The sequence below is a fragment of the Nocardioides daeguensis genome (genome assembly GCF_019192965.1).
Lineage (GTDB): Bacteria > Actinomycetota > Actinomycetes > Propionibacteriales > Nocardioidaceae > Nocardioides > Nocardioides daeguensis.
This window is the reverse complement of the sequence record NZ_JAHTKU010000012.1, coordinates 118,403-144,039: the sequence shown is the minus strand read 5'-3', so window position 1 is coordinate 144,039 and position 25,637 is coordinate 118,403. Positions and strand designations below refer to the sequence as shown.

General features: G+C 72.7%; 22 protein-coding genes and 1 riboswitch. Of the genes, 8 read left to right on the top strand and 14 right to left on the bottom strand.

Annotated features, from left to right (window positions below; genetic code table 11):
* Window positions 1-7: 7 nt before the first annotated feature.
* Window positions 8-2,197: an NADP-dependent isocitrate dehydrogenase gene (locus KU893_RS11520; RefSeq protein WP_218234507.1), complete on the bottom strand. Its 2,190-nt coding sequence runs from the start codon at window positions 2,195-2,197 to the stop codon at window positions 8-10.
* Window positions 2,198-2,390: 193 nt separating this feature from the next.
* Between KU893_RS11520 and KU893_RS11515 the strand changes: the two genes are divergently transcribed.
* Window positions 2,391-3,371, top strand: a complete 981-nt coding sequence (locus tag KU893_RS11515; RefSeq protein WP_257441595.1) for an MIP/aquaporin family protein — start codon at window positions 2,391-2,393, stop codon at window positions 3,369-3,371.
* 204 nt (window positions 3,372-3,575) lie between these two features.
* Here the strand turns inward: KU893_RS11515 and KU893_RS11510 are convergent, their stop codons facing one another.
* Window positions 3,576-4,235 carry a hypothetical protein gene (locus KU893_RS11510; RefSeq protein ID WP_218234505.1) on the bottom strand — a complete coding sequence of 220 codons (660 nt, stop codon included), beginning with the start codon at window positions 4,233-4,235 and terminating at the stop codon, window positions 3,576-3,578.
* A gap of 96 nt (window positions 4,236-4,331) precedes the next feature.
* Here KU893_RS11510 and KU893_RS11505 point away from each other — a divergent pair, with 96 nt between their 5' ends.
* On the top strand, window positions 4,332-5,318 hold the full coding sequence (locus KU893_RS11505; RefSeq protein ID WP_218234504.1) for a malate dehydrogenase: 987 nt from the start codon (window positions 4,332-4,334) through the stop codon (window positions 5,316-5,318).
* A 76-nt stretch (window positions 5,319-5,394) separates the two neighbouring features.
* Here the strand turns inward: KU893_RS11505 and KU893_RS11500 are convergent, their stop codons facing one another.
* The 5 genes from KU893_RS11500 to KU893_RS11480 form a co-directional block, all read right to left on the bottom strand.
* Window positions 5,395-5,811 carry a DUF3017 domain-containing protein gene (locus KU893_RS11500; RefSeq protein ID WP_218234503.1) on the bottom strand — a complete coding sequence of 139 codons (417 nt, stop codon included), beginning with the start codon at window positions 5,809-5,811 and terminating at the stop codon, window positions 5,395-5,397.
* Complete coding sequence (locus KU893_RS11495) at window positions 5,700-6,569, bottom strand: bifunctional methylenetetrahydrofolate dehydrogenase/methenyltetrahydrofolate cyclohydrolase (protein ID WP_218234502.1); 870 nt, start codon at window positions 6,567-6,569, stop codon at window positions 5,700-5,702. The genes KU893_RS11500 and KU893_RS11495 overlap by 112 nt, the downstream gene beginning before the upstream one ends.
* A gap of 284 nt (window positions 6,570-6,853) precedes the next feature.
* Window positions 6,854-8,446, bottom strand: a complete 1,593-nt coding sequence (gene purH, locus KU893_RS11490) for a bifunctional phosphoribosylaminoimidazolecarboxamide formyltransferase/IMP cyclohydrolase (protein ID WP_218234501.1) — start codon at window positions 8,444-8,446, stop codon at window positions 6,854-6,856.
* Between the two features lie 37 nt (window positions 8,447-8,483).
* A riboswitch (ZMP/ZTP riboswitch) is annotated at window positions 8,484-8,560 on the bottom strand.
* A 12-nt stretch (window positions 8,561-8,572) separates the two neighbouring features.
* Window positions 8,573-9,187: a phosphoribosylglycinamide formyltransferase gene (purN, locus tag KU893_RS11485; protein WP_218234500.1), complete on the bottom strand. Its 615-nt coding sequence runs from the start codon at window positions 9,185-9,187 to the stop codon at window positions 8,573-8,575.
* Window positions 9,188-9,213: 26 nt separating this feature from the next.
* Complete coding sequence (locus KU893_RS11480) at window positions 9,214-10,533, bottom strand: cell division protein PerM (RefSeq protein WP_218234499.1); 1,320 nt, start codon at window positions 10,531-10,533, stop codon at window positions 9,214-9,216.
* Window positions 10,534-10,670: 137 nt separating this feature from the next.
* On the opposite strand from KU893_RS11480, the gene KU893_RS11475 reads away from it, so the two are divergent.
* From KU893_RS11475 to KU893_RS11455, 5 genes are all read left to right on the top strand, one after another.
* Entirely contained in the window at window positions 10,671-12,626 is a 1,956-nt protein-coding gene (locus KU893_RS11475) for an RNA polymerase sigma factor (RefSeq protein WP_218234498.1), read from the top strand.
* A 93-nt stretch (window positions 12,627-12,719) separates the two neighbouring features.
* Entirely contained in the window at window positions 12,720-13,229 is a 510-nt protein-coding gene (locus KU893_RS11470; RefSeq protein WP_218234497.1) for an RNA polymerase sigma factor, read from the top strand.
* Window positions 13,222-14,715 (top strand): hypothetical protein, encoded by a 1,494-nt coding sequence (locus KU893_RS11465; RefSeq protein WP_218234496.1) that lies wholly within the window; start codon window positions 13,222-13,224, stop codon window positions 14,713-14,715. Before KU893_RS11470 ends, KU893_RS11465 begins: the two co-directional genes overlap by 8 nt.
* 33 nt (window positions 14,716-14,748) lie before the next feature.
* Entirely contained in the window at window positions 14,749-15,486 is a 738-nt protein-coding gene (locus KU893_RS11460) for a hypothetical protein (protein ID WP_218234495.1), read from the top strand.
* Between the two features lie 21 nt (window positions 15,487-15,507).
* Window positions 15,508-15,672: a hypothetical protein gene (locus tag KU893_RS11455; protein ID WP_218234494.1), complete on the top strand. Its 165-nt coding sequence runs from the start codon at window positions 15,508-15,510 to the stop codon at window positions 15,670-15,672.
* 104 nt (window positions 15,673-15,776) lie between these two features.
* On the opposite strand, the gene sucD is transcribed toward KU893_RS11455, so the two are convergent.
* On the bottom strand, window positions 15,777-16,673 hold the full coding sequence (sucD, locus tag KU893_RS11450; RefSeq protein WP_218234493.1) for a succinate--CoA ligase subunit alpha: 897 nt from the start codon (window positions 16,671-16,673) through the stop codon (window positions 15,777-15,779).
* 28 nt (window positions 16,674-16,701) lie between these two features.
* Window positions 16,702-17,868, bottom strand: a complete 1,167-nt coding sequence (sucC, locus tag KU893_RS11445; RefSeq protein WP_218234492.1) for an ADP-forming succinate--CoA ligase subunit beta — start codon at window positions 17,866-17,868, stop codon at window positions 16,702-16,704.
* A 341-nt stretch (window positions 17,869-18,209) separates the two neighbouring features.
* On the opposite strand from sucC, the gene KU893_RS11440 reads away from it, so the two are divergent.
* Window positions 18,210-19,337 (top strand): M23 family metallopeptidase, encoded by a 1,128-nt coding sequence (locus KU893_RS11440; RefSeq protein ID WP_218234491.1) that lies wholly within the window; start codon window positions 18,210-18,212, stop codon window positions 19,335-19,337.
* 382 nt (window positions 19,338-19,719) lie between these two features.
* Here KU893_RS11440 and pcrA read toward each other — a convergent pair whose 3' ends face one another.
* From pcrA to KU893_RS11415, 5 genes are all read right to left on the bottom strand, one after another.
* A complete protein-coding gene (pcrA, locus tag KU893_RS11435; protein WP_218234490.1) occupies window positions 19,720-22,161 on the bottom strand; it encodes a DNA helicase PcrA in 2,442 nt (813 codons plus the stop codon).
* A 116-nt stretch (window positions 22,162-22,277) separates the two neighbouring features.
* Window positions 22,278-22,637 (bottom strand): hypothetical protein, encoded by a 360-nt coding sequence (locus KU893_RS11430; RefSeq protein WP_218234489.1) that lies wholly within the window; start codon window positions 22,635-22,637, stop codon window positions 22,278-22,280.
* A gap of 32 nt (window positions 22,638-22,669) precedes the next feature.
* Entirely contained in the window at window positions 22,670-23,551 is an 882-nt protein-coding gene (locus KU893_RS23595; RefSeq protein ID WP_218234488.1) for a M15 family metallopeptidase, read from the bottom strand.
* Window positions 23,548-24,207, bottom strand: a complete 660-nt coding sequence (locus KU893_RS11420) for a LuxR C-terminal-related transcriptional regulator (protein WP_218234487.1) — start codon at window positions 24,205-24,207, stop codon at window positions 23,548-23,550. Before KU893_RS11420 ends, KU893_RS23595 begins: the two co-directional genes overlap by 4 nt.
* The gene (locus KU893_RS11415; RefSeq protein WP_218234486.1) at window positions 24,200-25,543 is read right to left on the bottom strand and encodes an ATP-binding protein; all 1,344 of its coding nucleotides are present in this window, start codon (window positions 25,541-25,543) and stop codon (window positions 24,200-24,202) included. Before KU893_RS11415 ends, KU893_RS11420 begins: the two co-directional genes overlap by 8 nt.
* Window positions 25,544-25,637 lie beyond the last annotated feature (94 nt).

Genomic DNA, 25,637 nt, shown 5'->3' with positions numbered 1-25,637 from the left:
GTCGTGCTCAGAACGACGCGAGGGCCTCGTTGAGGGTCGCGCTCGGGCGCATCACGGCCGCGGCCTTCGCCGCGTCCGGCCGGTAGTAGCCGCCGATGTCGGCGGGCTTGCCCTGGACGGCGATCAGCTCCGCGGCGATCTTGTCCTCGTTGGCGCGCAGCGTCTCGGCCAGCGGCTTGAACGCGGCCGCGAGGGCGGCGTCCTCGGACTGGTTGGCCAGCTCCTCGGCCCAGTAGAGCGCGAGGTAGAAGTGCGAGCCGCGGTTGTCGGTGGTGCCGAGCTTGCGGCCGGGCGAGCGGTCCTCGTTGAGGAAGGTGCCGGTGGCCCGGTCGAGCGTGTCGGCGAGGACCTGCGCCGCGGGGGCGCCGGCCTGCTCGGCGTACTTCTCCAGCGACGGGACGAGCGCGAAGAACTCTCCCAGGCTGTCCCAGCGCAGGTAGTTCTCCTCGACCAGCTGCTGCACGTGCTTCGGCGCCGAGCCGCCCGCGCCGGTCTCGAACAGGCCGCCACCGGCGATCAGCGGGACGACGGAGAGCATCTTGGCCGACGTGCCGAGCTCGAGGATCGGGAACAGGTCGGTGTTGTAGTCGCGCAGCACGTTGCCGGTCACCGAGATGGTGTCCTCGCCCTTGCGCATCCGCTCGAGGGTGTACGCCGTCGCGAGGGCCGGCGCCAGGATCTTGATCTCGAGGCCGGCGATGTCGTGCTCGGGCAGGTAGGCGTTGACCTTCTTGATCAGCTCGGCGTCGTGCGCGCGCGTCTCGTCGAGCCAGAAGATGGCCGGGGTCTGCGAGGCGCGGGCGCGGGTCACGGCGAGCTTGACCCAGTCCCGGACGGGGATGTCCTTGGCCTGGCAGGCACGCCAGATGTCGCCGGCCTCGACGTCGTGCTCGATCAGCACGTCGCCGTTGGCGGACAGGACGCGGACCGTGCCGGCGGCCGGGATCTCGAAGGTCTTGTCGTGCGAGCCGTACTCCTCGGCCGCCTGCGCCATCAGACCGACGTTGGGGACCGTGCCGATGGTCGCGGGGTCGAGCGGGCCGTTCTTCTTCACGTCGTCGATGACGGCCTGGTAGACGCCGGCGTAGGAGGAGTCCGGGATCACCGCGAGGGTGTCGTCCTCGCCGCCGTCGACGCCCCACAGCCGGCCGCCGTTGCGGACCAGGGCGGGCATCGACGCGTCGACGATGACGTCGGAGGGGACGTGCAGGTTGGTGATGCCCTTGTCGGAGTTGACGTAGGACAGGCGCGGGCCGGCAGCGAGGGCGGCCTCGAAGGCGGCCTTGATCTCGGCCCCGTCGGCAAGGGCGTCGAGGCCGGACAGGATGGCGCCGAGACCGTCGTTGGCCGAGAGGCCCGCGGCGGCCAGCTGGTCGCCGTACTGGGCGAAGACGTCGGCGAAGTAGGCCTTCACCACGTGGCCGAAGATGATCGGGTCGGAGACCTTCATCATCGTCGCCTTGAGGTGGACCGAGAACAGCACGTCCTGGGCCTTGGCCTCGGCCAGCGCGTTGCGCAGGAACGCGTGGAGGTGCGCGACCTCGAGCTTGGTCCCGTCGACGATCTCTCCGGCGAGGACCTCGAGCCCGTCCTTGAGGACGACCGTCTCGCCGGCTGCCGTCTCCAGCACGATCGAGAGGGTGTCGTCCTGGGCGAGGGTCACGGACCGCTCGTTGCTGAAGAAGTCGTGGGCGCCCATGGTCGCCACGTTGGTCTTCGAGCCCTCGGCGAAGGGCTTGTTGGTGTGCGGGTGGGCCTTCGCGTAGTTCTTGACCGACGCCGGCGCGCGGCGGTCGGAGTTGCCCTCGCGCAGGACCGGGTTGACGGCGGAGCCCTTGACCTTGTCGTACTTGGCGCGGATCTCCTTCTCCTCGGGCGTCGCGGGCGCCTCGGGGTAGTCGGGGACGGCGAAGCCCTGCTCCTGCAGCTCCTTGATCGCGGCCTTGAGCTGCGGGATGGAGGCGGAGACGTTGGGCAGCTTGACGATGTTCGCCTCGGGCGTCTTGGCGAGCGCGCCGAGCTCGCTGAGCGCGTCGTCGGCGAGGCCGAACTGGGCGAGGATGCGCGCCGCGACGGAGATGTCACGGGTCTCGATCTCGACGCCGGCCTTGGCGGCGAAGGCCTCGACGATCGGCAGGAAGGAGTACGTCGCGAGCAGCGGCGCCTCGTCGGTGTGGGTGTAGATGATGCTCGACATGTCCGGGCGTCACTCCTGGGCCGTGGGTGGGATTCTTGACGTCAAGATACCTGATGCCGGGGCGCACGTCCCCTTCGGTGGCCACAGTAATGACTAGGCTGACCTGTGTAACCCGGCGGTTTTCGGGAGCCCCACGGAGGAGAAGGTCCAGCCCATGTCAGAAGAAGCAGTGGACACGTCCACGCCCCCATCCGTGCCCCAGAAGCTCCTCGCTGAGCTCCTCGGCACCTTCGTGCTCGTCTTCGTCGGCTGCGGCGCGGCCGTCACCACCGGCGCCGACGTCGTGGCCACCGGCCTCGCCTTCGGCATCGCGATCGTGATCATGGCCTACTCCTTCGGACGGGTCTCCGGCGGTCACTTCAACCCGGCCGTGTCGCTCGGCGCGGCACTCGCGGGACGACTCTCCTGGAGGGAGACCGGCCTGTACGCCGCGGCCCAGACCGTGGGCGCGCTGATCGGCGGCCTGGTCCTCGCGCTCACCGTCCTCGCCAGCGACGTCGGCTGGGAGTTCGGCGACCCGCTCGGCAGCAACGGCTTCGGCGAGGGCGGTCAGGTCGAGGTCGGCGGCGCGCTGCTGATCGAGATCGTGCTGACCTTCATCTTCTTGCTGGTCATCCTCGCCGTCACCGACGAGCGCAACCGCGCCGTCGCGGCCCAGGCGCCGCTCGCCATCGGCCTCGCGCTCGCCGCGATCCACTTCGTCGGCATCAACGCGACGGGCACGTCGGTCAACCCGGCCCGCTCGATCGGCGTCGCCTTCTTCTCCGGCAGCGACGCGATCCAGGACCTGTGGCTGTTCATCGTCGCGCCGCTCGTCGGTGCCGCGATCGCGGGCGCCGTGTACCCGCTCACCTTCGGTCGCGACAAGGACCCGGTCCCCGGCTCGGGCCTGAACTTCGGCGCGGGCGGCTCCTCCGACCCGGCGTTCACGCAGCAGTGGAACCAGCAGGCCTACGGCCAGCAGGCGTACGGCCAGCAGGTCCAGCAGGTCCAGCAGGTCCAGCAGCAGTCGGTGCCGCAGGCCCAGCCGATCATCCAGGACGGCTGGCAGTGGGACCCCGCCTCCCAGCAGTGGATCCCCGCGCAGCAGCAGCCCGCGGCCCCGGCCACGCCCGACCAGGGTGGCTGGGCTCCGCCGGCCAGCGACCAGACCCAGGTGCGTCCGCCGCAGTGACGCGGTGAGCAGACACGTTCCCGAGGGCGTGGAGTCGCGGCAACGCGGCCCATGCCCTCGGGCGTTCTCCGGCCCGTCGGGCGCGCTGGCCGGCGTTGCAGTAACACGCCGTCCACCCGACCACCCGCCCCTTGTCAGCAGCGGGGACGGCGTGTCGGCGGCGTTTCGTGCTGAGAGCAGCCGACCAGTGCGGTGGACGGCGTGTTACTGCTGTCCCGGCTCGTACGCGACCAGTCCCGCTTCTCCTGTCCGGACCAGTCCGGTGCCGCGGGCATAGACCTCGGTGCGTCCCCCGGCCGCGTCCTCGACCTCCAGCCGCACCGTCGTGTCGTACGACGCCAGCGGGACCGTGACCTTCTCGCCCATCGCCCGCACCGTGGCGACCTCGGCCAGACCGGGTGCGGACGCGGTGCGGAAGCCGTCCCCGACGCGGGGCGTCGCGGGCATCGCGAGGCCCGCCTCGGCGCCGTTCTCGCCGGCCTGCCACTCCCCCACGCGGCCGAACCACCACACGTTGCCGGCACGGTCCTGCGCGTACAGGTCCCGCACGACGCCGCCGTCCGCGCCGGTGCGGACCAGGGTCGTGGTCGCGATGCCGGCGACGTCGGGGCCGGTCTCCACCGTCAGGGTCAACGCGGGCTGCCCTGTCCCCAGGTCGGCGTACTCCCACCGGGAGCCGGGCTCCAGCGGGAACCACGGGTTGTCCACGGCAGCGACGAAGTCGGCCGGGCCCGGGTCGGGGGTCGGGATCACCAGGCCGTCGACACCGGTCGGCGCACTCGGCGCGGAGGCCGACCCGCAACCGGCCAGCACGGTCCCGGCGAGGGCGAGCGCCGCGAGAGCCGCGGGGACACGTGTCCGCATGGCGTCATCGTCGCAGCACCCGGACCGGCTCCCCGCGCGGGGCCGGGCGCTGCTAGCGTCGCAGGAGTCCATCGAGTTCCTTGAAGGAGTTTCCTCGTGAGCAGCACCCCGCTCAAGGTCGCCGTCACCGGCGCTGCCGGTCAGATCGGCTACAGCCTTCTCTTCCGCATCGCCAGCGGCGCCATCGCCGGTGACCGTCCCGTCGAGCTGCGCCTGCTCGAGATCGAGCCCGCGCTCAAGGCGCTCGAGGGCGTCGTCATGGAGCTGGACGACTGCGCGTTCCCGAACCTGGCCGGCGTCGAGATCGGCTCCGACCCGGAGAAGATCTTCGACGGCGTCAACCTCGCCCTCCTCGTCGGCGCGCGCCCGCGCGGCCCCGGCATGGAGCGCGGCGACCTGCTGTCCGCCAACGGCGCGATCTTCACTGCCCAGGGCAAGGCGCTCAACGCCGTCGCCGCCGACGACGTCCGCATCGGCGTCACCGGCAACCCGGCCAACACCAACGCGCTGATCGCCGCGAGCAACGCCCCCGACATCCCCAAGGAGCGGTTCTCGGCGCTGACCCGCCTCGACCACAACCGGGCGATCTCCCAGCTGGCCGCCAAGACCGGCTCGGCCGTCACCGACATCAAGAAGATCACGATCTGGGGCAACCACTCGGCCACCCAGTACCCCGACATCTTCCACGCCGAGATCGCCGGCAAGAACGCCGCCGAGGTCGTGGGCGACCAGGCCTGGATCGCCGACACCTTCATCCCGACCGTCGCCAAGCGCGGCGCCGCGATCATCGACGCCCGGGGCGCCTCCTCGGCCGCGTCGGCCGCGTCCGCGACCTGCGACGCCGCCCGCGACTGGCTCAACGGCACCCCCGCCGACGACTGGGTCTCGATGGCGGTCGTCTCCGACGGCTCCTACGGCGTGCCCGAGGGCCTGGTGTCCTCGTTCCCCGTCACCACCGCGAACGGCGACTGGACGATCGTCCAGGGCCTCGAGATCGACGACTTCTCGCGCGGCAAGATCGACGCCTCCGTCGCCGAGCTGGCCGACGAGAAGGCCGCGGTCACCGAGCTGGGCCTGATCTGACCACCCGCTGATCACAGCCGTACGACGAAGGGCCGGTGCCACGCGGCACCGGCCCTTCGTCGTACCTGCGAGGCTCTCAACCCTGCTCGGGGATGCTCCCGGCGAGCAGGACCAACCCGACCGCGACGGCGACCAGGATGCCGACGTCGAGGAACCGGTTGCGGACGGCGAGCATGCCGGCCTCCCTCTCCGGCAGCCCCAGGCGCAGCACGGCAGCGGTCACCAGGCCCGCGGACATGATCCGCAGGCCCAGGCGCCAGTCCGAGACGGCCGCGAGGACCAGGCCGGTGCCGACGACGACCAGGACGGCGATGTAGCAGGCGCCGCCGATCGTCGAGGGGTACCGGCGCGGCTCCTCGGCCGGCTCGGGGTGCTCGTCGTTCAGTGCGCTGCCTTCCCGTTCGCGGCCTGCTTCTCCGCCATCGAGACCACGTTGGCCAGCAGCATGGCGCGGGTCATCGGGCCGACGCCCCCCGGGTTGGGCGAGACCCATCCGGCGACGTCCCAGACATCGTCGGCGACGTCGCCGGCGATCTTGCCGTCGACCCGGCTCACGCCCACGTCGAGGACAGCGGCCCCCGGCTTGACCATGTCGCCGGTGACGATGCCGGGCACGCCGGCCGCGGCGACCACGATGTCGGCCTTGCGCACGTGGGCGGCGAGGTCGACCGTGCCGGTGTGGCACAGGGTCACGGTGGCGTTCTCCGAGCGCCGGGTGAGCAGCAGCCCGAGCGGACGGCCGACGGTGATGCCGCGACCGACCACGACCACCTCGGCGCCCGCGATCGGGACGTCGTGGCGGCGGAGCAGCTCGACGATGCCGTACGGCGTGCACGGCAGCGGGGCCTCGTTGCCGAGGACCAGCCAGCCGAGGTTGGTCGGGTGCAGGCCGTCGGCGTCCTTGGCCGGGTCGATCAGGCCGAGCACCCGGTTCTCGTCGCGCCCGCGCGGGAGCGGGAGCTGGACGATGTAGCCGGTGCAGGCGGGGTCGGCGTTGAGGCCGGCGACGGCCTCCTCTATCTCCTCCTGGGTGGCGACCTCGGGCAGGTCGACGCGGATCGAGGCGATCCCGACCTCCGCACAGTCCTTGTGCTTGCCGTTGACGTACCACCGCGAGCCGGGGTCGTCGCCGACCAGCACCGTGCCGAGCCCGGGAGTGATCCCCTGCTCGCGCAGCTTCTCGATGCGGACCCGCAGCTCGTCCTTGATGGCGGCCGCGGTCGCGTTGCCGTCGAGCTTGTGTGCACTCACGGGTCGATCCTTCCAGATAGGGGTTCAGCGGTCATGGCGGGAAGCCGGCCCGACAGAGCGGGCCGGCTGTCGTGGGGAACGCCGTGCGACGGAGCGGGCCGGCTGTCGTGGGGAACGCCGTGCGACGGAGCGGAGAGAGCGAGGAACGAGCGACCGGAGCGAAGGAGACGGCGTTCCCCACGTGCCGGGGTCGTGCCGCCAGACCAACGCCACCACGCTGCCGAGCCGACCGCGCGGCCGGCAGCGTGGCGCGAGGAACGAGCGACAGGCTCGGCCCATCGGGCTCAGTGGAAGAAGTGGCGGGTGCCGGTGAAGTACATCGTCACGCCCGCCGCCTGGCAGGCCGCGATGGTCTCCTCGTCGCGCACCGAGCCACCCGGCTGCACGATCGCCTTCACCCCGGCGTCGAGCAGGATCTGCGGGCCGTCGGCGAACGGGAAGAACGCGTCGGACGCCGCGACCGAGCCGCGGGCCCGCTCCTCGCCCTCGACGAGCGTGTTGGCGCGCTCGACGGCGAGCTTGCAGGAGTCGACGCGGTTGACCTGACCCATGCCGATGCCGACCGCGCCGCCGTCCTTGGCCAGCAGGATCGCGTTGGACTTCGCCGCCCGCACCGCGCGCCAGGCGAAGGCCAGGTCGGCGAGGGTCTGCTCGTCGGCGGCCTCGCCGGTGGCCAGCGTCCAGCGCGCCGGGTCGTCGCCCTTGGCCTGGAACCGGTCGGCGTGCTGCACGAGCAGGCCACCGCTGATCGGACGGGTCTCGACGCCGCCCTGCGCGAGCGGCTCGGCGAGGAGGATCCGGATGTTCTTCTTGCCCTGGAGCACCTCGACCGCGCCCTCGTCGTACCCGGGGGCGACGATGACCTCGGTGAAGATCTCGGCGACCTGCCGGGCCATCTCGACCGAGACGGGGACGTTGGTGGCGATCACGCCACCGAACGCGGAGACCGGGTCGCACCCGTGGGCGCGGCGGTGGGCCTCGGCCACGTCGGCGCCGACGGCGATGCCGCACGGGTTGGCGTGCTTGATGATCGCGACGGTCGGCGCTGCGCCGTGGTCGTACGCCGCGCGGCGGGCCGCGTCGGTGTCGACGTAGTTGTTGTAGGACATCTCCTTGCCGTGCAGCTGCTCGGCCGCGGCGAGGCCACCGGGGCCGAGGCCGGAGCGGTAGAGCGCGGCGGGCTGGTGCGGGTTCTCGCCGTACCGCAGGACGGCCTGCTTGTCCCAGGTGCCGCCGATCCAGGCCGGGAAGCCGGTGCTCACGCCGTCCTCGACGCTGGAGTCGGTGAGCACCGAGCCCATCCACGAGGCGACCTGCACGTCGTAGGTCGCCGTGTGGACGAACGCCTTCGCGGCCAGCGCCTTGCGCTCCTCGTAGGTGAAGCCCTCGCCCCGCGCGGCCTCGAGGGCCGACGCGTAGTCGGCGCCGTCGGTGACGATCGCGACGGAGGGGTGGTTCTTCGCGGCGGCGCGCACCATGGACGGCCCGCCGATGTCGATCTTCTCGATGCAGTCGTCGACGCCCGCGCCGGAGGCGACGGTCGCGGCGAACGGGTAGAGGTTGACCACGACCAGGTCGAACGGCGCGACCTCGAGCTCCTCGAGCTGCCGGACGTGGTCGGGCAGGCGGCGGTCGGCCAGGATGCCGGCGTGCACGCGCGGGTGCAGCGTCTTCACGCGGCCGTCGAGGCACTCGGGGAACCCGGTCAGGTCCTCGACCTTGGTGACCGGCAGACCGAGGCCCTCGATGAGGGCGGCCGAGCCGCCGGTCGAGACCAGCTCGACGCCGGCCTCGTGGAGCCCGCGGACCAGGTCCTCGAGGCCGGTCTTGTCGAAGACGGAGACCAGCGCACGCTTGATCTGGATCCGGTCGGTCATGGTTCTCTCCTCATGGGATCGGTCGGTCGATCTCGATGAGGGGCACCCAGGCGGTCGATGCCGGCTCGTTCACTCCCCGGTGGTTGCCCACCCGCGCCAGTCGTGTGACGCGATTCTACGGCGGCCTCAGCCTCCGAGGCGAACTCGCCGGCCCTCGACGGTGAACCCCTCACGGGCCATGCGGCCGACCGACTCGACGAGCATCGCACGCTCGGCGACCTTGATCCGCTCGTGGAGGCTCTCGACGGTGTCGTCGTCCTCGACGGGCACCACGGTCTGGGCCACGATCGCACCGGTGTCGACACCGGCGTCGACGACGAACAAGGTGGCGCCGGTGACCTTCACGCCGTAGGCGAGGGCGTCCGCCGGCCCGTGCATGCCGGGGAACGACGGCGACAGGGCGGGGTGCGTGTTGACCGTCATCCCGCCGAACCGGTCGAGGAACTTCTCCCCCACCAGCTTCATGAACCCGGCGAGCACGACCAGGTCGGGCTCGAACGCGGCCACCTTGTCGGCGAGCGCCCGGTCCCAGTAGCCGCGGCTGCTGTGGTCGCTCACCCTCGCCACGAAGGTGGGGATGCCGGCCCGCTCCGCCCGGGCCAGGCCCTCGATGCCGTCGCGGTCGGCGCCGACGGCGACGACGCGGGCGCCGTACGCCGGGTCGGCGCAGGCGTCGAGCAGTGCTTGGAGGTTGGTGCCGGAGCCCGACACGAGGACGACGAGGCGAGGACGAGCGGGCACGCCCGGAGTCTAGGGCGTGGCCCGGGTCAGGACCGACGCGGCAGCCGCACGCGGACCGCGCGCAGGGCGGAGCGGACCCGGCCGTCGGCGTCGCGCTGCCACCAGCACACCACCAGCGCGCCGACGACGCCCCCGATGCCGAAGGAGGTGATCGCGTGGAGGAGGACGTCGAAGGTGTAGGGCCCGACGTCCTGCATCCGGCCCGGACCGACCGCGCCGCCGGCGAAGACCGAGAGCAGCGCGAGGACGACCCCGGCGCCGATCCCGCCGGCACAGCCACGGATCGCCGCACGGTCCCAGGCGAGGACCGGGCGGTCGCGCTGGAGCCGGCCGGCGACCAGCGCGGCGAGCAGGACGGGGGTGAGCATCAGCCAGTCGGTCCACCACGGCTGGCTGCCCTGGTCGGGCAGCGCGGCCAGCAACGGGAACATCGGCAACGGGCCGAGCACGACGGCGGTCGTGGAGACCGTGGTGCCGGTGCCGACGGTGAAGCCCGGGCCGAGCAGGTAGGCGCTGGAGAAGAGCAGCGCGTTCGGCAGCAGGAGCAGGGTGAGCGCCGTCATCAGGAGCACCGCACCGGCGTCGGCGTGCAGCTGCGAGACCACGTTGGCGGCGGTCGCGAAGTCGAGCACGAGGGCCGCGACCAGCGCGACCAGGCTGACCAGGGCCCAGCAGGCGAGGATCCGGCGGGCGACGAGGGCGGCATCGCGCACCGCCGTGGGTACGGCGGGCAGCCAGATCGCCGCGCGCCCGGAGCCGAAGGCGATGGCCGGGCCCCCGACGCCCAGGCCCAGCAGCACCGACCAGAGCACGACCCGGGCCGGGGCGGGCGAGGAGGCCGCGGTGGCGGCGATCGAGGTGGTGAGGACGCCGACGACGGCGTACCCGACGGCGAAGAGCCCGGCGGCGTAGGGGACGGTGAGGTCGCGGGCGCCGTCGGCGATCCGGTCGGCGTCGGGGCCGTGGCCCGAGATCGACTCGCCGACGCGGTGACCGATCCGCCAGACCACCCACGCGCAGAGCAGGGTGAGGCCGAGCGGCATCGCGGTGATCCGGACGCCCTCGACCGCGACGGTCGAGCCGTGGGCCAGCAGCCAGCCGTGGGCGCCGACGCGCAACGCACCGCTGGGCGCGCCCTCGCCGCCGGCGTCGGTGAGGAACCAGCCCACGACGGCGGCGGCCATGCAGACCAGCAACGGCGCCCCCGCGGCGATGATGCCGCCGAGGGTGGCGGTGGGCACCAGCGGGCGGTTGGTGGCCAGCCGGCGGCGCAGGTCGGCGTCGGAGGCTGCCCCGGAGCGCCCGGGTCCACTGCGGCGTGCCGGCGGCGACTGGAGGGACGTCATGGTCCGTCCATCTTCACGCGCCGCACGGGCCGCTTCGGCCCGCCACGCCGGGGAGCCCCGAGACACACCGGCGAGACGACGGACACGCAGGGACGGGTTGGGGGCGGTGACCGCCTTCGGCGTAGGTTGGTGCGGCCATGACCGCGGACGACCAGGTGACCCCGAGCACCGAGCAGCCCCGGTCCGCCTACGTGAGCAGCGCGGACCTGACGGAGAGCTTCGACACCTTCTACAAGGACGCCCGCGACCGGCTCCTGCTGCAGACCTTCGCGCTCACCGGTGACCTCGCGCTCGCGCGTGCCGCCGTCCGTGAGGCCTTCGTGGTGTCGTGGCACCACTGGCGCAAGACGGCGCGCCTGTCCGACCCGGAGTCCGTCGTGCGGCCCGACGCCTGGCGCAAGGCGCTACGTCGCGCCAGCACCCGGCCGTGGCACCGCAAGAAGGACCTCGGCGACGAGACCCGCCGCATCCTCGAGGCCCTCGGCGCGCTGTCGGTCCCCGAGCGCAAGGCGCTGCTGCTGACCCAGCTCGCCGCCGTGTCGATGGAGGAGATGGCCCAGGAGCTCGGGCTGCCCACCGAGTCGGCGGAGCGCGAGCTCCAGCAGGGCGCCGCCCAGTTCGCCACCGCGCTCGCGATCCCGACCTCCGCGATCCCGCTCTCGCTCAGCGCCCTCGCCGACGCCACCCGGACGGTGACCTGGCCGCGGGTGACGATCATCCGCCGCGCCGGCGCGGCCCGCCGCCGTGCCCACACCGTCGTCGGCGGCGCCGTGGCCGTGATCGCGCTGGTCGCCGGGGGCGCGGTCGCCACCGACACCACCGGCGTCCGGCCGACCCTCGACCGTGAGGGCGTGCCCGCGGCCGACGGCCCCCCGCCGGCCGGTCCCGCCATCACGACCCTGCCCGACACCTCGCTGGTGCCGGTCGACGCCCTCCAGCGGACCCTCACCGGCCGCGGCTGGCAGCAGGGCACGACGACCGACAACTCCACCGGCAACGGCCTGGTCCTCCCCTGCCAGCCCGCCCGGTACGCCGACCCGCAGGGCACCGCCGCCTGGGTCCGCACCTTCCGCGACAGCTCCAAGCCGACCGCGGTGCGCAACGCGGTCCAGGTGGCCGAGGCGTCCTCCTCCGAGCAGCGGGCGATGCGCACCTACCGCCACGCGCGCCGCTGGTTCGCGACCTGCCCCTCCCCCGTCGAGGACACCGAGACCATGCCGCGGATGCAGCTGGTCAGCACCTCCGACCTGCCCGGGGTGGGCGACCAGTCGACGCTGTTCGTGCTGCGCTCGCGGACCGAGGCGACGACGTACGTGGTGGGGCTGGCCCGTACCGGCCTGTTCACGACGGTCACCTCGATGTCCACCACCGTCGCGCCGGCGCAGGCCAACCGTGCCGGTGTGGCCCGGCTGCTGGCGACCGCCGTCGGCCGGATCTGCGCGCTGCCCGACGCCGGCAGCTGCGCCACCCCGGACCCGGTGCCGACCCCACGGGCACCGTTCCCCGCCGGCGGCAAGACGCCGTGGATGCTCTCCGAGATCGACCTGCCGCCGATCACACCCGACCCGGGCCCGTGGGTCGGCACACCGGCCGCCAAGCTCGCCGAGGACCGGATCGACGCCGGCGCCATCGGGTGCGACACCGTCCACCTCTTCGGCAGGTTCCGCGACCAGCCGATCCAGGGCAACGAGTTCCGCACCTTCGTCTTCAGCGGTGCCCAGCTGCCGCCGCAGGTCGGGCTCACCCAGACGGTCGGCAGCCTGCCCGGCGGCGCCGCCGGCGCGTTCGTGACCCGCTTCCGCGAGCAGATGACCGCCTGCCCCGACCTGGACGCGACCGCCGGCACCGAGGTCGAGGAGCTGCTCACCACCGGCAAGGGGCCGCAGGCGCTGTCCGCGTGGCACCTCAGCACCGCGCTGCCCGGCGACCGCACCATCGAGTACGACGTCGCCGTGCTGCGCCAGGGCAGCGCCGTCTCGGTCCTCGCCTACGTCGCCGCCCCCAAGGCGCAGATGGCCAACGAGGACTTCGTGGCCCTCGCCCAGCGCGCCCTCGAGCGACTGGCCCGCACCGCTCCCTACGATCCGAGCTGACCCGAACTTTTCCGGGAGGTCGTGCAACCTCCTCCCGGCGTGGGGCGTATCCACCTCGACAGTCCGCACCGCGGAGCACGAGAGGAGGTCGGCGTGGACGAAGCTGAGTTCGACGAGTTCTACGCGACCTCGTTGCGCCGCGTGACCGGGCAGGTCTACGCCATGATCGGCGACCTCGACGAGGCCACCGAGTGCACGCAGGAGGCCTTCGCCCGGGCCTGGGCGCACCGCCGCAAGCTGGACCGCGCGGAGTACCCCGAGGCCTGGGTACGGACCACCGCCTACCGGCTCGCCGTGAGCCGCTGGCGGCGCCGCAAGCGCGGGGAGCGGGCGCCCGACCGGGCCCTGCAGCCCGCCGGCACGGCGGCCGCCGTCGACGAGTCGCACGTCGCGCTCGTCGCCGCGCTGCGGCAGCTGCCCGAGGCCCAGCGTCAGGCGCTGGTCCTCCACCACATCGCCGACCTCCCGGTCCAGCAGGTCGCGGCCGAGGTCGGCGTACCCGAGGGAACCGTCAAGGCCCGGCTCAGCCGGGGGCGCGCGGCGCTCGCCGCGTTGCTGGCCGACGAGCCCGGCCTGGCGGGAGGAGGGGCGTCCCATGTCTGAGCACGACCCGATCGACGAGCTCACCCGCTTCGCAGCGGGGCTCGGCCGCGCAGGAGGAGACATGCCGCTCTCTGCTGCCGACGTGCGTCGCCGCGGCGACCGGATCCGCCGGCGTCGTACGGCGCTCGCGGTGGGCGGCGCCGTCCTCGCCGTCGCCGGCGTCACCACCCCCGTCCTGGTGCTGTCCGGCCACGGCGGCGCGGACCGCGACCTGGTCACCCGGGACCCCGCGCGCAGCGCTCCCCTCGGCCAGCAGGACCTGCTGACCGACGACGACACCGTCTACAGCGACGGTGCGGACTGGTTCGCCACCGCCACCGTCGAGGGGGACGGCCCGGCCGCCTTCCACCTGTGTGCCCGGGAGAGCCTCACCGGCCTCGGCGCCACCGCCGTCCTCCAGCGCACCTTCGAGCTGCGCAACACCGCCGACCCGACCGTGGAGGTCAGCGGCGAGCACTTCGTGGAGGCGATCGCGCAGTTCCCCGACGCCGCCCGCGCGGCCGCCGCCTACGACACGATCGCCGGCTGGGTGCAGGACTGCACGCAGCAGGCCGCCGCGACCGACACCCCCGACTACCGCGCGTTCGAGCCCCGGCCGCTCGACGCCGGCCTGGCCGACAGCGACGCCGAGGTCATCAGCGCCCAGTACGGCCCGGCGCCGAAGGAGATCGACCCCTACGGCGACGCGGCGTACCTCGCCGAGACCGGCCTGGTCCGGGTCGGCTCGCGGATCGCGGTGCTCGACTCGGCGATCGTCGGCCAGGACTACGACTTCACCGACCAGACCCCGGTCGAGCGGATGGTCCCGGTCGCCGCGCAGCGGCTGCAGCCCGGCACCGCGAGCCCGGGCGAGGCCAGGACGACCAGTGACCCGTCGGGCGCGCCGTCCGGTGACCGGTCCGGGGACGCCGGGCCGGCCACCACCGCGATCCCCGACGACTTCCCCCTCGCCACCGGCTGGCCCGAGCCCAGCGGGGACGGGTCCGCGCAGGGCCCCTCCCGAGACCTCCCGGCCCTGACCTTCACCGTCTGCGGCCAGGACGCCCCCGACCGGCCCGCACCCGCCGACAGGATGGGCGCCACCTGGAGCCAGCCCGAGGACGGGCGCCGCCGCCAGCTGTCGACGTACTCCACCGAGGCGGACGCGACCGCGGCCGCCGGCGCCCTCGTCGCCGCCTACCGCGACTGCGCCGACGAGCAGCCCGACGGGAACGGGTTCACCGCGCACCACGCGGTGCTGCCTGGCGAGCTCGGCGACGAGTCGTGGGTGCTGGGCTCCTGGAGCACCAGCGACGGCGCACCGGCGGTCGGCATCGACGCCACCTACGTCGTCCGGGTCGGTACCGCGCTGCTCGTGATCACCGGCAGCAACGAGGGTGGCGCCTCGGACCCCCAGGGCGACATCGCCACCACCGCGTCGGGCATGGCCGACGACGCAGCCGCGGCCCTCGCCGCGATGTGCGTGTTCACCGACGCCGGCTGCTGAACCCCCTCCACCCCTCTCCCGAAAGGCACGTCCGTGCACCAGCGCTCCACCCTGCCCGCGATCGCCCTCCTGGCCGTCGCCGCCCTGTCCGCGCTCACCGGCTGCAGCGACGACACCCCCGTCGCCTCCGACCCGGGCCCGGCCACCAGCCCGACCGCCCCGGCCACCACCCCGGCCGCCCTCACCGACGCCGTCCTGCTCACCGACGACGACACCGTCTACAGCGACGGCGCCGACTGGTTCCGGCTCGGGACCGGCGACGAGGACCTCGACGGCAACGGTGACCTCGCCCACCCGTGCGTTCCCGACGGCCTCACCGGCACCGGCGCGACGTCCGTGGTCCGCGCGGACTTCGAGCTGCGCAACACGAGCGACCCGTCGGTCGAGGTCACCAGCGACCTGATGGTCGAGCTGGTGGCGCAGTACGCCGACGAGGCGGCCGCCGAGGCCGCCTGGTCCACCGTCAACGGCCTGCTCGAGGAGTGCGCCGACCGGCCGGAGGCGATCACGGACTACCGGGCGCTGCAGACCCGCAAGGTCGACGTCCCCGGGGCCGACGCGGTCATCACCGACTCCCACTTCGGGCCGGTGCCGCGGGAGGTCGACCCGAACGGCGACGCGGCGTACATCATGGAGACCGGCGTCCTGCGCCGCGGCGACCGGCTGGTGCTGCTCACGTCGGTAGTCGTGGGCCAGGACTACGACTTCGTCGGCGGGACTCCGGTCGAGCGGATGTTGCCGAAGGCTTCGAGAAGGCTTGCCAACAGCTGACCGCGGGCGGATCATCGACCTATGTTCTGGTTCCTCGTGATCGCCGTCGTCCTCGCCGCCGCCCTGTGGACCTGGGCCAACCGGCACGGCCGGCAGGCCGCCGCGATCGAGCGGGCCCACGAGGCCAGCAAGGCCGAGGCCTCCACCTGGCGGGCGCCGCACTCCGGCGGGGGCCCGGTCCCCTGAGGCCGCCCACGACGCAGCACGAAGGCCCGCCGCCCCCTGACGGGGCGGCGGGCCTTCGTGCGTGCGGTGGTCGAGGAGGTCGCGCAGCGACCGTCTCGGGACCGTCAGAGCGCCTGCAGGAGCTCCCGAGCCAGCGCGGCGGTCTCGGACGGCGTCTTGCCGACCTTGACGCCGACGGCCTCGAGCGCGTCCTTCTTCGCCTGGGCGGTGCCCGCGGAGCCCGACACGATGGCGCCGGCGTGGCCCATGGTCTTGCCCTCGGGGGCGGTGAAGCCCGCGACGTAGCCGACGACCGGCTTGGTGATGTTGGCCTTGATGTAGTCCGCGGCCCGCTCCTCGGCGTCGCCGCCGATCTCGCCGATCATCACGATCACCTTGGTCTCCGGGTCCTCCTCGAAGGCCTGGAGCGCGTCGATGTGCGTGGTACCGACGATCGGGTCGCCGCCGATGCCGATGGCGGTCGAGAAGCCGAAGTCACGCAGCTCGTACATCATCTGGTAGGTCAGCGTGCCCGACTTCGACACGAGACCGACCGGGCCCTTGCCCGCGATGGTGTGCGGCGTGATGCCGGCGAGCGACTCGCCCGGCGTGATGATGCCGGGGCAGTTCGGGCCGATCATCCGGGTGGACTTGCCCTGCAGGTACGACCAGACCTCGGCCGTGTCCTGGACCGGGACGCCCTCGGTGATGACCACGATCAGCGGCATCTCGGCGTCGATGGCCTCGATCGCCGCGTCCTTGGTGAACGCCGGCGGGACGAAGAGGACCGACACGTTGGCGCCGGTCTCCTTCATCGCCTCCGCGACCGTGCCGAACACGGGGAGCTCGACGTCGTTGCCGTCGTGGTCCTTGTGCGTGACCGTGGTCCCGGCCTTGCGGGAGTTCACGCCACCGACGATCGTCGCGCCCGAGTCGAGCATGAGGGCGGTGTGCTTGGCACCCATGCCGCCCGTGATGCCCTGGACGATGATCTTGCTGTCCTTGTTGAGGTAGATGCTCATGTTCTCTGCTCTCTATCTCTGCCGGGGCTCAGGCGTTCGCCAGCTCGGCGGCCTTGTCGGCCGCGCCGTCCATGGTGTCGACCTGCGTCACGAGCGGGTGGTTCAGCTCGTTGAGGATCGCGCGACCCTGCTCGACGTTGTTGCCGTCGAGGCGGACGACCAGCGGCTTGGTGGCCTTGTCACCGAGGAGCTCGAGAGCGCCCTTGATGCCGTTGGCGACCTCGTCGCACGCCGTGATGCCGCCGAAGACGTTCACGAAGACCGACTTGACCTGCTCGTCGTTGAGGATGACGTCGAGGCCGTTGGCCATGACCTGCGCGTTGGCGCCGCCACCGATGTCGAGGAAGTTGGCCGGCTTGACGCCGCCGTGGTTCTCGCCGGCGTACGCGACGACGTCGAGGGTGCTCATGACCAGACCCGCGCCGTTGCCGATGATGCCGACCTGGCCGTCGAGCTTGACGTAGTTGAGGCCGAGGTCCTTGGCCTTCGCCTCGAGCGGGTCGGCCTCCTCACGGATCTCGAACGCCGCGTGGTCGGGGTGCCGGACCTCGGAGGCGTTGTCGTCGAGCGACACCTTGCCGTCGAGGGCCTCGAGCTTGTCGCCGGCCAGGCGGGCCAGCGGGTTGACCTCGACGAGGGTGGCGTCCTCCTCGACGAAGACCTTGTAGAGGTCCTCGATCATCTTCACGGCCTGCTCGAAGACGGGCTCGGGGAACTTCGCCTCGGTCGCGATCTCGCGAGCCTTGGCCGCGTCGACGCCCTTGCCGGGGTCGATGCCGATCTTCTTGACGGCGTCGGGGTTGGTCTTCGCGACCTCCTCGATCTCGACACCACCCTCGACGGACGCGATGCACAGGTACTGGCGGTTGGAGCGGTCCAGCAGGAAGGAGAAGTAGTACTCCTCCTCCGGCGGGGTCGCCGGCGTCACCAGGACGCGGTTGACCGTGAGGCCCTTGATCTCCATGCCGAGGATGTTGGACGCGTGCTCGAAGGCCTCGTCCGCCGTCTTCGCGAGCTTGACGCCACCGGCCTTGCCACGGCCACCGGCCTTGACCTGCGCCTTGATGACGGTCACGCCGCCGATCTGCTCGGCCGCGGCCCGCGCGTCCTCGGCGGTCTCGACGACCGTGCCGAGGGTGGTGGCCACACCGTGCTTCGCGAAGAGCTCCTTCGCTTGGTACTCCATCAGGTCCACTGATACGTCCTCACGTCTTGGTCAGAGGTTCGGTGCGCACAGCGGCACACCCCCGGGCACGATAGTCCTGACCCACGCGTAGGACGAGTCCGGGAACCGCTGGCTGGACCCGACGTGACCGGGCTCACGCCCCCGGGCCGTTTCGGAGTCCGCTCGGGTATCCCCAGCCGCCGGACAAGCGATTTCGGCGCCGTGCCGGCATCGGCTAAGGTCGGCACGCACGCTTCACCCGGCTGTCACCAGGCGGCCACCACGGCTGGGGCCGTCACTCGGGGCGCCAGTAGCTGGGTACACGGGGAGATGCGCGCCTGCACGATCGCCCCCCAAGGAGTCAGCAGTCGATGGGTAACCACCGAGCGGACCACACCGCGCCGCGCCCGGAATCGACTCTCGTCCCCTCCTCCCCGTCCCGCGCGGGCTCGACCACCTACGTCGGCAAGCGCGTGGCCAACCGGGTCGCGACCGAGGCCCCCTCGACGTACGTCGGCAAGCGGGTCGCCCGGCCGGCCGCGCCGGCGAGCGCACCTGCCGTCGGCCCCAAGGCTCCGGTCGAGGTCGTCGAGCCGACCCTCGCCGCCGAGGCCGTGACGCCGGTGCGCACCCTCGACCGGATGCCCACCGTCGAGCTCCCCGCGCTGCGGGACATCGCGCTCGCCGACTCCCTGTCGGACTCCTCGACCACGCTGCGCGCGGTCCAGCCGGCCGGCAAGCGCCGCGCCGTCAAGCACGCCGGCGCTCCCGGCCCGCTCCTGCGCGGCCTGCCCACGCTGCCCGTCGCCGTCGGTGTGGCCACGATCGCGATCGCGGTCGGTGGCGTCGTCACCTCGACCGACCCGCAGCTGGCCGCCGCCGGTGACCGGGTCACCTCCCCCAACGCCCTGACCGGCTCCTTCGGCAGCGCCGCGGTCGGCACCCGCTCCGAGACCGTGAGCCGCGACTCCGACCGCGACGCGCTCGCCCAGGGCGCCAGCGCCGCGCTCGTCAAGGAGGCCGAGCGCTCGGCCGCCGAGCGCACCACCGCGCTCAGCGACCTGACCGCCAAGGCACAGAAGGAAGCCTCCGAGATCGCGCTCAACAAGTGGGTGCTGCCGCTCGACAGCTACCGCCTGACCGCGACCTTCGGCGAGTACGGCCTATGGTCCAGCTACCACACCGGCCTCGACTTCGCCGCCCCTCCCGGCACCCCGATCCGCGCCGTGGCCAACGGCACGGTCAGCTCCGCCTCGTTCGACGGCGCCTACGGCAACAAGACCGTGGTCACCCTCGAGGACGGCACCGAGCTCTGGTTCTGCCACCAGACCTCATTCAACGTCTCCGCCGGCGACACCGTCCGCGCCGGCGAGATCATCGGCTACGTCGGCAGCACCGGCCACGTCACCGGCCCGCACCTCCACCTCGAGGTCCGCCCCGGCGGTGGCGACCCGGTCGACCCGGACGCGGCGCTGCGCCAGCACGGCGTCACGCCGTAGCGCGGAATCGCCCGAGCTTGCGAGGGCGAACCGCGATCCGGCGTGACATCGGTCGTCACGCCGTAGCGCGGAATCGCCCGAGCTTGCGAGGGCGAACCGCGATCCGGCGTGACATCGGTCGTCGAGTAGCCCGGCGCGACTGAGGAACGAAGTCGCGGCGGGCGTATCGAGACGCCCGCAACCGCCACACCCCCTGAGCTCGTCGAGTAGCCCGAGCCCCCAGGCGAGGGCGTATCGAGACGCCGGGAACCGCCACGCCCCTTGCCCGGGCACAGTCCCGGCAGCGGCTCACCGCATCTCGATACGCTCACCGCGGGTTCGCAAGCTCACCCGCGATCGCTACTCGATGACCGATGAAGCTGTAGCTCTCACTTCGTTCGAGCTACAGCTTCTCCACCGGGGCGTAGCGCAGCAGCAGCCGCTTCACGCCGTCCGAGCCGAAGTCGATCGACGCGACCGACTTCTCGGCCGCGCCCTCCACCGACACCACGGTGCCGAGGCCGAACGAGTCGTGGGTGACCTTGTCGCCGGGGGCCAGCACCGGGATGGGACGGGCGGGCTTGGACTTGGCCGCGGCGTCGGCGCGGGCGGCGGCGGAGCTGAAGTTGCGTCGGCCGGCAGCGGTGGGGGTGCCGAAGCGGTTGCCGGCGTAGTCGTCGGAGCGGGTCGAGCGCCCGGCGTCGTACGACGGCCGCGACCAGCGGGTCTGGTCCGCCTCGGTGCGGCGCCAGTCGACGAGGTCGATGGGGAGCTCACCGAGGAAGCGGGAGCCGGGGTTCATGGCGGGCGCACCCCAGGCGGAGCGGACCATCGCCCGGGAGACGTAGAGGCGCTGGCGGGCGCGGGTGATGCCGACGTACGCCAGGCGCCGCTCCTCCTCGAGCTCGGGGCGGTCGCCGAGGGCGCGTGAGTGCGGGAAGACCCCGTCCTCCATGCCGGTGAGGAAGACGACGGGGAACTCCAGGCCCTTCGCGGTGTGCAGGGTCATCAGGGTCACCACCCCCTGGTCCTCCGGGGCGTCCGGGTCGTTGTCGGGGGCATCGGGGATCTGGTCGGCGTCGGCGACGAGCGCGACCCGCTCCAGGAAGTCGCCCAACCCGGGCTCGAGGATGCCGGCGTCGACGTCGGCAGGGTCGGCGGAGGGGCCGGCGACCGGGTCCTCGGCGAACTCGCGGGCGACGGCGACCAGCTCGGCGAGGTACTCCAGGCGGGTCTCGTCCTGCATGTCGTCGGAGTTCTCGAGGCTGGCCAGGTAGCCGGAGCGGTCGAGGACGGTCTCGAGGACCACGTCGGGCCGCTCGCGGGCCTCGACCATCTGCTGCAGCTCCTGCAGCATCTTCACGAACGACTCGATGCTGCTCTGGCTGCGGGTGGCGAGGCCGGGGGCCTGGTCGGCGCGCTGGAGCGCCTCCCAGTAGGTGATCCGCTCGCGCTCGGCGAAGGCGGCGATGGCGGCCTCGGCGCGCTGCCCGATCCCGCGGCGCGGGGTGTTGACGATGCGGCGCAGGGAGACCTGGTCGTCGGGGTTGACCAGCACCCGGAGGTACGCGAGGGCGTCGCGGATCTCCTTGCGGTCGTAGAAGCGGGTCCCGCCGACGACCTTGTAGGGCATGCCGGTGCGGACGAAGATCTCCTCGAACACACGGGACTGCGCGTTGGTGCGGTAGAACACCGCGACGTCGGAGGGGCGCAGGCCGCCGTCGGTGAGCTTGTCGATCTCGCCGGAGACGAAGCGGGCCTCGTCGTGCTCGTCGTCGGCGACGTACCCGACGATCTTCTCGCCCGCGCCGGCATCGGACCACAGCCGCTTGGGCTTGCGGCTCTCGTTGCGCTCGATGACCGCGTTGGCGGCGGTGAGGATGGTCTGGGTGGAGCGGTAGTTCTGCTCGAGCAGCACGGTCTCCGCGTCGGGGAAGTCCTTCTCGAAGTCCATGATGTTGCGGATGTCGGCGCCGCGGAAGGCGTAGATCGACTGGTCCGCGTCACCGACGACCATCAGCTCCGACGGCGGCACCCGGTGGGCGGGCAGGCCGTCGAGGGTGCTCGGATCGTGCTCCTCGAGGTCCTGGCCGCAGAGCTGGCGGATGAGGGCGTACTGCGCGTGGTTGGTGTCCTGGTACTCGTCGACCAGGATGTGCCGGAACCGGCGCCGGTAGGTCTCGCGGACCTCCGGCTTGACCTGGAACAGCCGCACCGTCTCCATGATCAGGTCGTCGAAGTCCATGGCGTTCGCCTCGCGCAGGCGCCGCTGGTACATCTGGTACGCCGCGGCGTACGTCTCGTCGCTCGTGTTGCGGGCGGCGGCCGCCACCTCGTCGGGATCGCGCAGCTCGTTCTTCTGGTTGCTGATCCAGTGCAGCACCGGACCGGGCTGGTAGCGGCGCGGGTCGAGCTCGAGGTCGCTGCAGACCAGCTGGATGAGCCGCTTCTGGTCCGCCGTGTCGTAGATCGAGAAGTTCGACTTCAGCCGCTCGTAGCCGAGGTGCTCGACCTCCTTGCGCAGGATCCGGACGCACGCCGAGTGGAAGGTGCTGACCCACATGATCCGGGCACGGTTGCCGATCAGGTCGGCGACCCGCTCCTTCATCTCGGCGGCGGCCTTGTTGGTGAAGGTGATCGCCAGGATCGAGCCCGGGTGGGCCTTGCGGACCGCGATGGTCCACGCGATCCGGCGGGTCAGCACCCGGGTCTTGCCGGAGCCCGCGCCGGCCACGACGAGCAGCGGCGAGCCCTCGTGCACGACCGCCGCGCGTTGCGGTTCGTTGAGCCCGTCGAGGAGGGACTCGGCGGTGAGGGCGGGCGGCGCGGCGGTGGTCTCAGTCATGCTCCGACCAGCCTACGGCGCCCTGCCGACGCTGCGGCGGGTGGCTCGCACCCCATGCGAATTGGCGGCGCGATCGCCTGAACGGCGACCAGAACGCATGGGGCGCGGCGACAGGATCAGCTGCTGTGGACCGGCGACCAGAGCACGGCGATGCAGACCTCGGCGACGGCCAGGACGAGCAGTCCGGCCCACAGCCCGTTGGGGATCTTCGCCTTGCGCAGGTTGGCCATCACCAGCACCAGCAGCACCAGGCCGATGGTGAGCTTGACGCCCACCTTGGCGTGGTTGACCGGGTCGTCACCGCCCTCGAGGACGCCGACGAGCAGCAGGCCGGCGAGGAACGCCGTACCGATGCCGTCGCGCATGACGCCGGTGACCTTCTTCTCGCCGGGGCCGGCCTGCGCCAGCAGCCCACCGATCAGGGCCGAGAAGCCCAGGATGTGGAGGATGAGCAGGATCAGGCGCAGGGTCTCCATGCCCCGCACCCTATCCAGCGCGGTGGCCGGTCTCAGCGACCGGTCGCCGTGAAGTGCTGGTAGTCCTTCAGCGAGCTCCACGCGCCGCCCCAGGACCAGCCGATCCGCGCGAACTCCCGCACGACCAGGTCGCCGGCGTGGATGATGCCGGGCTGCGTCCGGCTCCGGTCGAGGTACGCCGAGGCCCGCTCGGGCAGCACGACGTCTCCCAAGCTGTAGGGGTTGAGGAACGGGTTGACGTCGATCGCGAGACCGTAGGCGTGCGCCGACCAGGAGGTCTGGCCGCGGGCGGCGCGGCACACCAGCGCGGCGGTGTCGTTGCCGTCGCCGGTCGGCGGTGCGTCGAGGTCGGCGGTCGTCGGCAGCCGCATCTCCTCGATCGGGAAGCCGGCCGCGAACAGCGCCCGGAACACCGAGACGACGTCCTCGGCCTCCGCGGCGGCGAGAACCAGCTCGCCGGTGTGGGCCCGGTGGTCGAAGCCGCGGAAGGAGACGGTGACGTAGGCCAGGTCGGCCAGCGCGACCGGGCACGCGGGCGACCAGGTCTCCCCCATCCGCTCGCGGATCGCGTCGGTGACCGGTCCGACGCTGGCGTGGAACGCCCCGTCGGCCGGCGGTGGCAGCAGGTCGGTCGTCGGGTAGCGCCGGACCCGCAGCGCCTTCGGGGTCGGCCGGACCTCACCGAAGCCGGCCGGGGTTCGGGGCAGCACGTGGACGCCCAGCTCCCAGGTGGAGTACGACGGGCCGGGGATCGCACTCGCGTCCGGGTCGGCCGGGGAGGAGCCGGCCTGGCTGGACGCCGGTGGGGCCGGCGGGACCGGCGGGACCGGCGCGGCCGGCGTACGGCCGGAGCAGCCGGCGGCCAGCACGGGGAGCAGCGCGGCGACGACGAGCAGCCCCGCGCCGCGGGTCACAGCAGCCGCCGGTCCGAGGCCCAGCGGGTGAGCTCGTGGCGCGAGGACAGCTGCAGCTTGCGCAGCACCGACGACATGTGGGTCTCGACGGTCTTGATGGAGATGAACAGCTCCTTGGCGACCTCCTTGTAGGAGTAGCCGCGCGCGATCAGCCGCATCACCTCCCGCTCCCGTTCGGTGAGCCGGTCGAGGTCCTCGTCGACGCTGGCGAGGTCGGCGGAGAGGCCGGCGCCGGCGAAGGCGTCGAGCACGAAACCCGCCAGCCGCGGCGAGAACACGGCGTCACCGTCGGCGACCCGGGTGATCGCGTCGACCAGCTCGGGGCCGGTGATGGTCTTGGTGACGTAGCCGCGGGCGCCGCCGCGGACGGTGCCGATGACGTCCTCGGCCGCGTCGGAGACCGACAGCGCGAGGAACCGGACGTCGCTGTCCTTGACCCGCCGGATCACCTCGCCGCCACCGCCGCCGGGCAGGTGCACGTCGAGGAGGACGACGTCCGGCCGGTGCGCCACGACGGCGGCGACGGCCTCGTCGACGTCGGCGGCCTCGGCCACGACCTCGACCCGGCCGGCGCCGGTGGCACCGAGCTCGACGCTGACGCCGCGGCGGAACATGGCGTGGTCGTCCACGACGACCACGCGCACCGGATCACCCATGGTTCCTCTTCTCCTCAACCCTGTTGTCCTCCGGGCCACGCGCGAACCCGACGTGCAGGCGCACCTCCGTGCCCTCGCCGGGCGCCGACCGGATCTCGGCCCGGCCGCCATGGCGCTCCATGCGGTCGATGATGCTGCGCCGCACGCCGAGCCGGTCCTCCGGGGTGGCGTCCGGGTCGAAGCCGGCGCCGCGGTCGCGGACGAAGACGTCGATGCCGGCGCCGGTGATCTCGGCATACACGTCGACCCGCGAGACCCCGGCGTGCTTGGCGGCGTTGGTCGTCGCCTCCCGCGCGGCCTGGACGATCGGGCGGGTGGACTCGCCGTAGTCGCAGTCGCCGACGGCCACGACGTCGACGGTGACGCCGTACGCGTCCTCGATCTCGGCGGCGGCGGCACGCAGGGCGCTGGCGACCGTGGCCTCGTCGAGCGACTCGCCGGCGTACAGCCAGGCCCGCAGGTCGCGCTCCTGGGCGCGCGCCAGGCGGGCGGCGTCGGCGGGGTTCTTCTGGATCAGGGCGAGGGTCTGCAGCACCGAGTCGTGGAGGTGGGCGGCGACGTCGGCCCGCTCCTGGGTGCGGACCCGTTCGGCCCGCTCGTCGGTGAGGTCGGCCATCAGCCGGTAGACGAACGGCCCCAGCACGATGGCGAGGCCGAAGAAGGCGAGCACGATCGCCAGCGTCGCATCGCGGGCGACGCTCAGCGAGCCGTCGCGCAGGGCGAAGAGCACCAGGGCCACGACCACGAGCAGGACGCCCGCGCCGATCCGGGCCCAGGCGGCCCATCCGCCGCCGCCCAGCACCAGGCGGACCGGGTCGACCTTGCCGGTGGCGTCGAGCCAGCGCTCACGCTGCGCCTCGTCGGCCTGCCGCCACAGCAGGGCGACGCCGACGACGGCGATGCCGAGCGGCCAGATCCACCAGCCGGTCCCGAGCAGGGCCTCGATCGTGAAGACCGCTCCGATCCCGAGCACGGCCAGCGTGAGCACCGGCCCGACGTCGGACAGGCGGCGGCCACGGCGCCCCGGGCGGCGACCGTCGCGGGTCGCGCTGGCGAGACCGGGGGCGAGGTACTCCGCCGGCGGTCCGGCGGGGAGCAGGACCCACAGGGCGGCGTAGGCCATCACGCCGGAGCCACCGACCACCGTGGCGACCACGAAGGCGGCCCGCACCACGAGCACGGACACGCCGAGGTGGGCGGCGAGTCCGGCGGCGACGCCGCCGATCATCGGCTGGCGCAGATCGCGCCAGGCACGGCGTACGTCCCGCGGCGGCACCGACGGCACCGGCGGCGACGGGGGTGCCGGCGGTCCGGGCAGGGGCGCAGTGCTGGTCATGGTGCTCCCATCGTCACACAGGCGATCGCGCGCCAGCAGGGGGAAAGACCCTGACCCGACCCTGACGACGCCCCCCGGGGGACGCGGTGCGGAT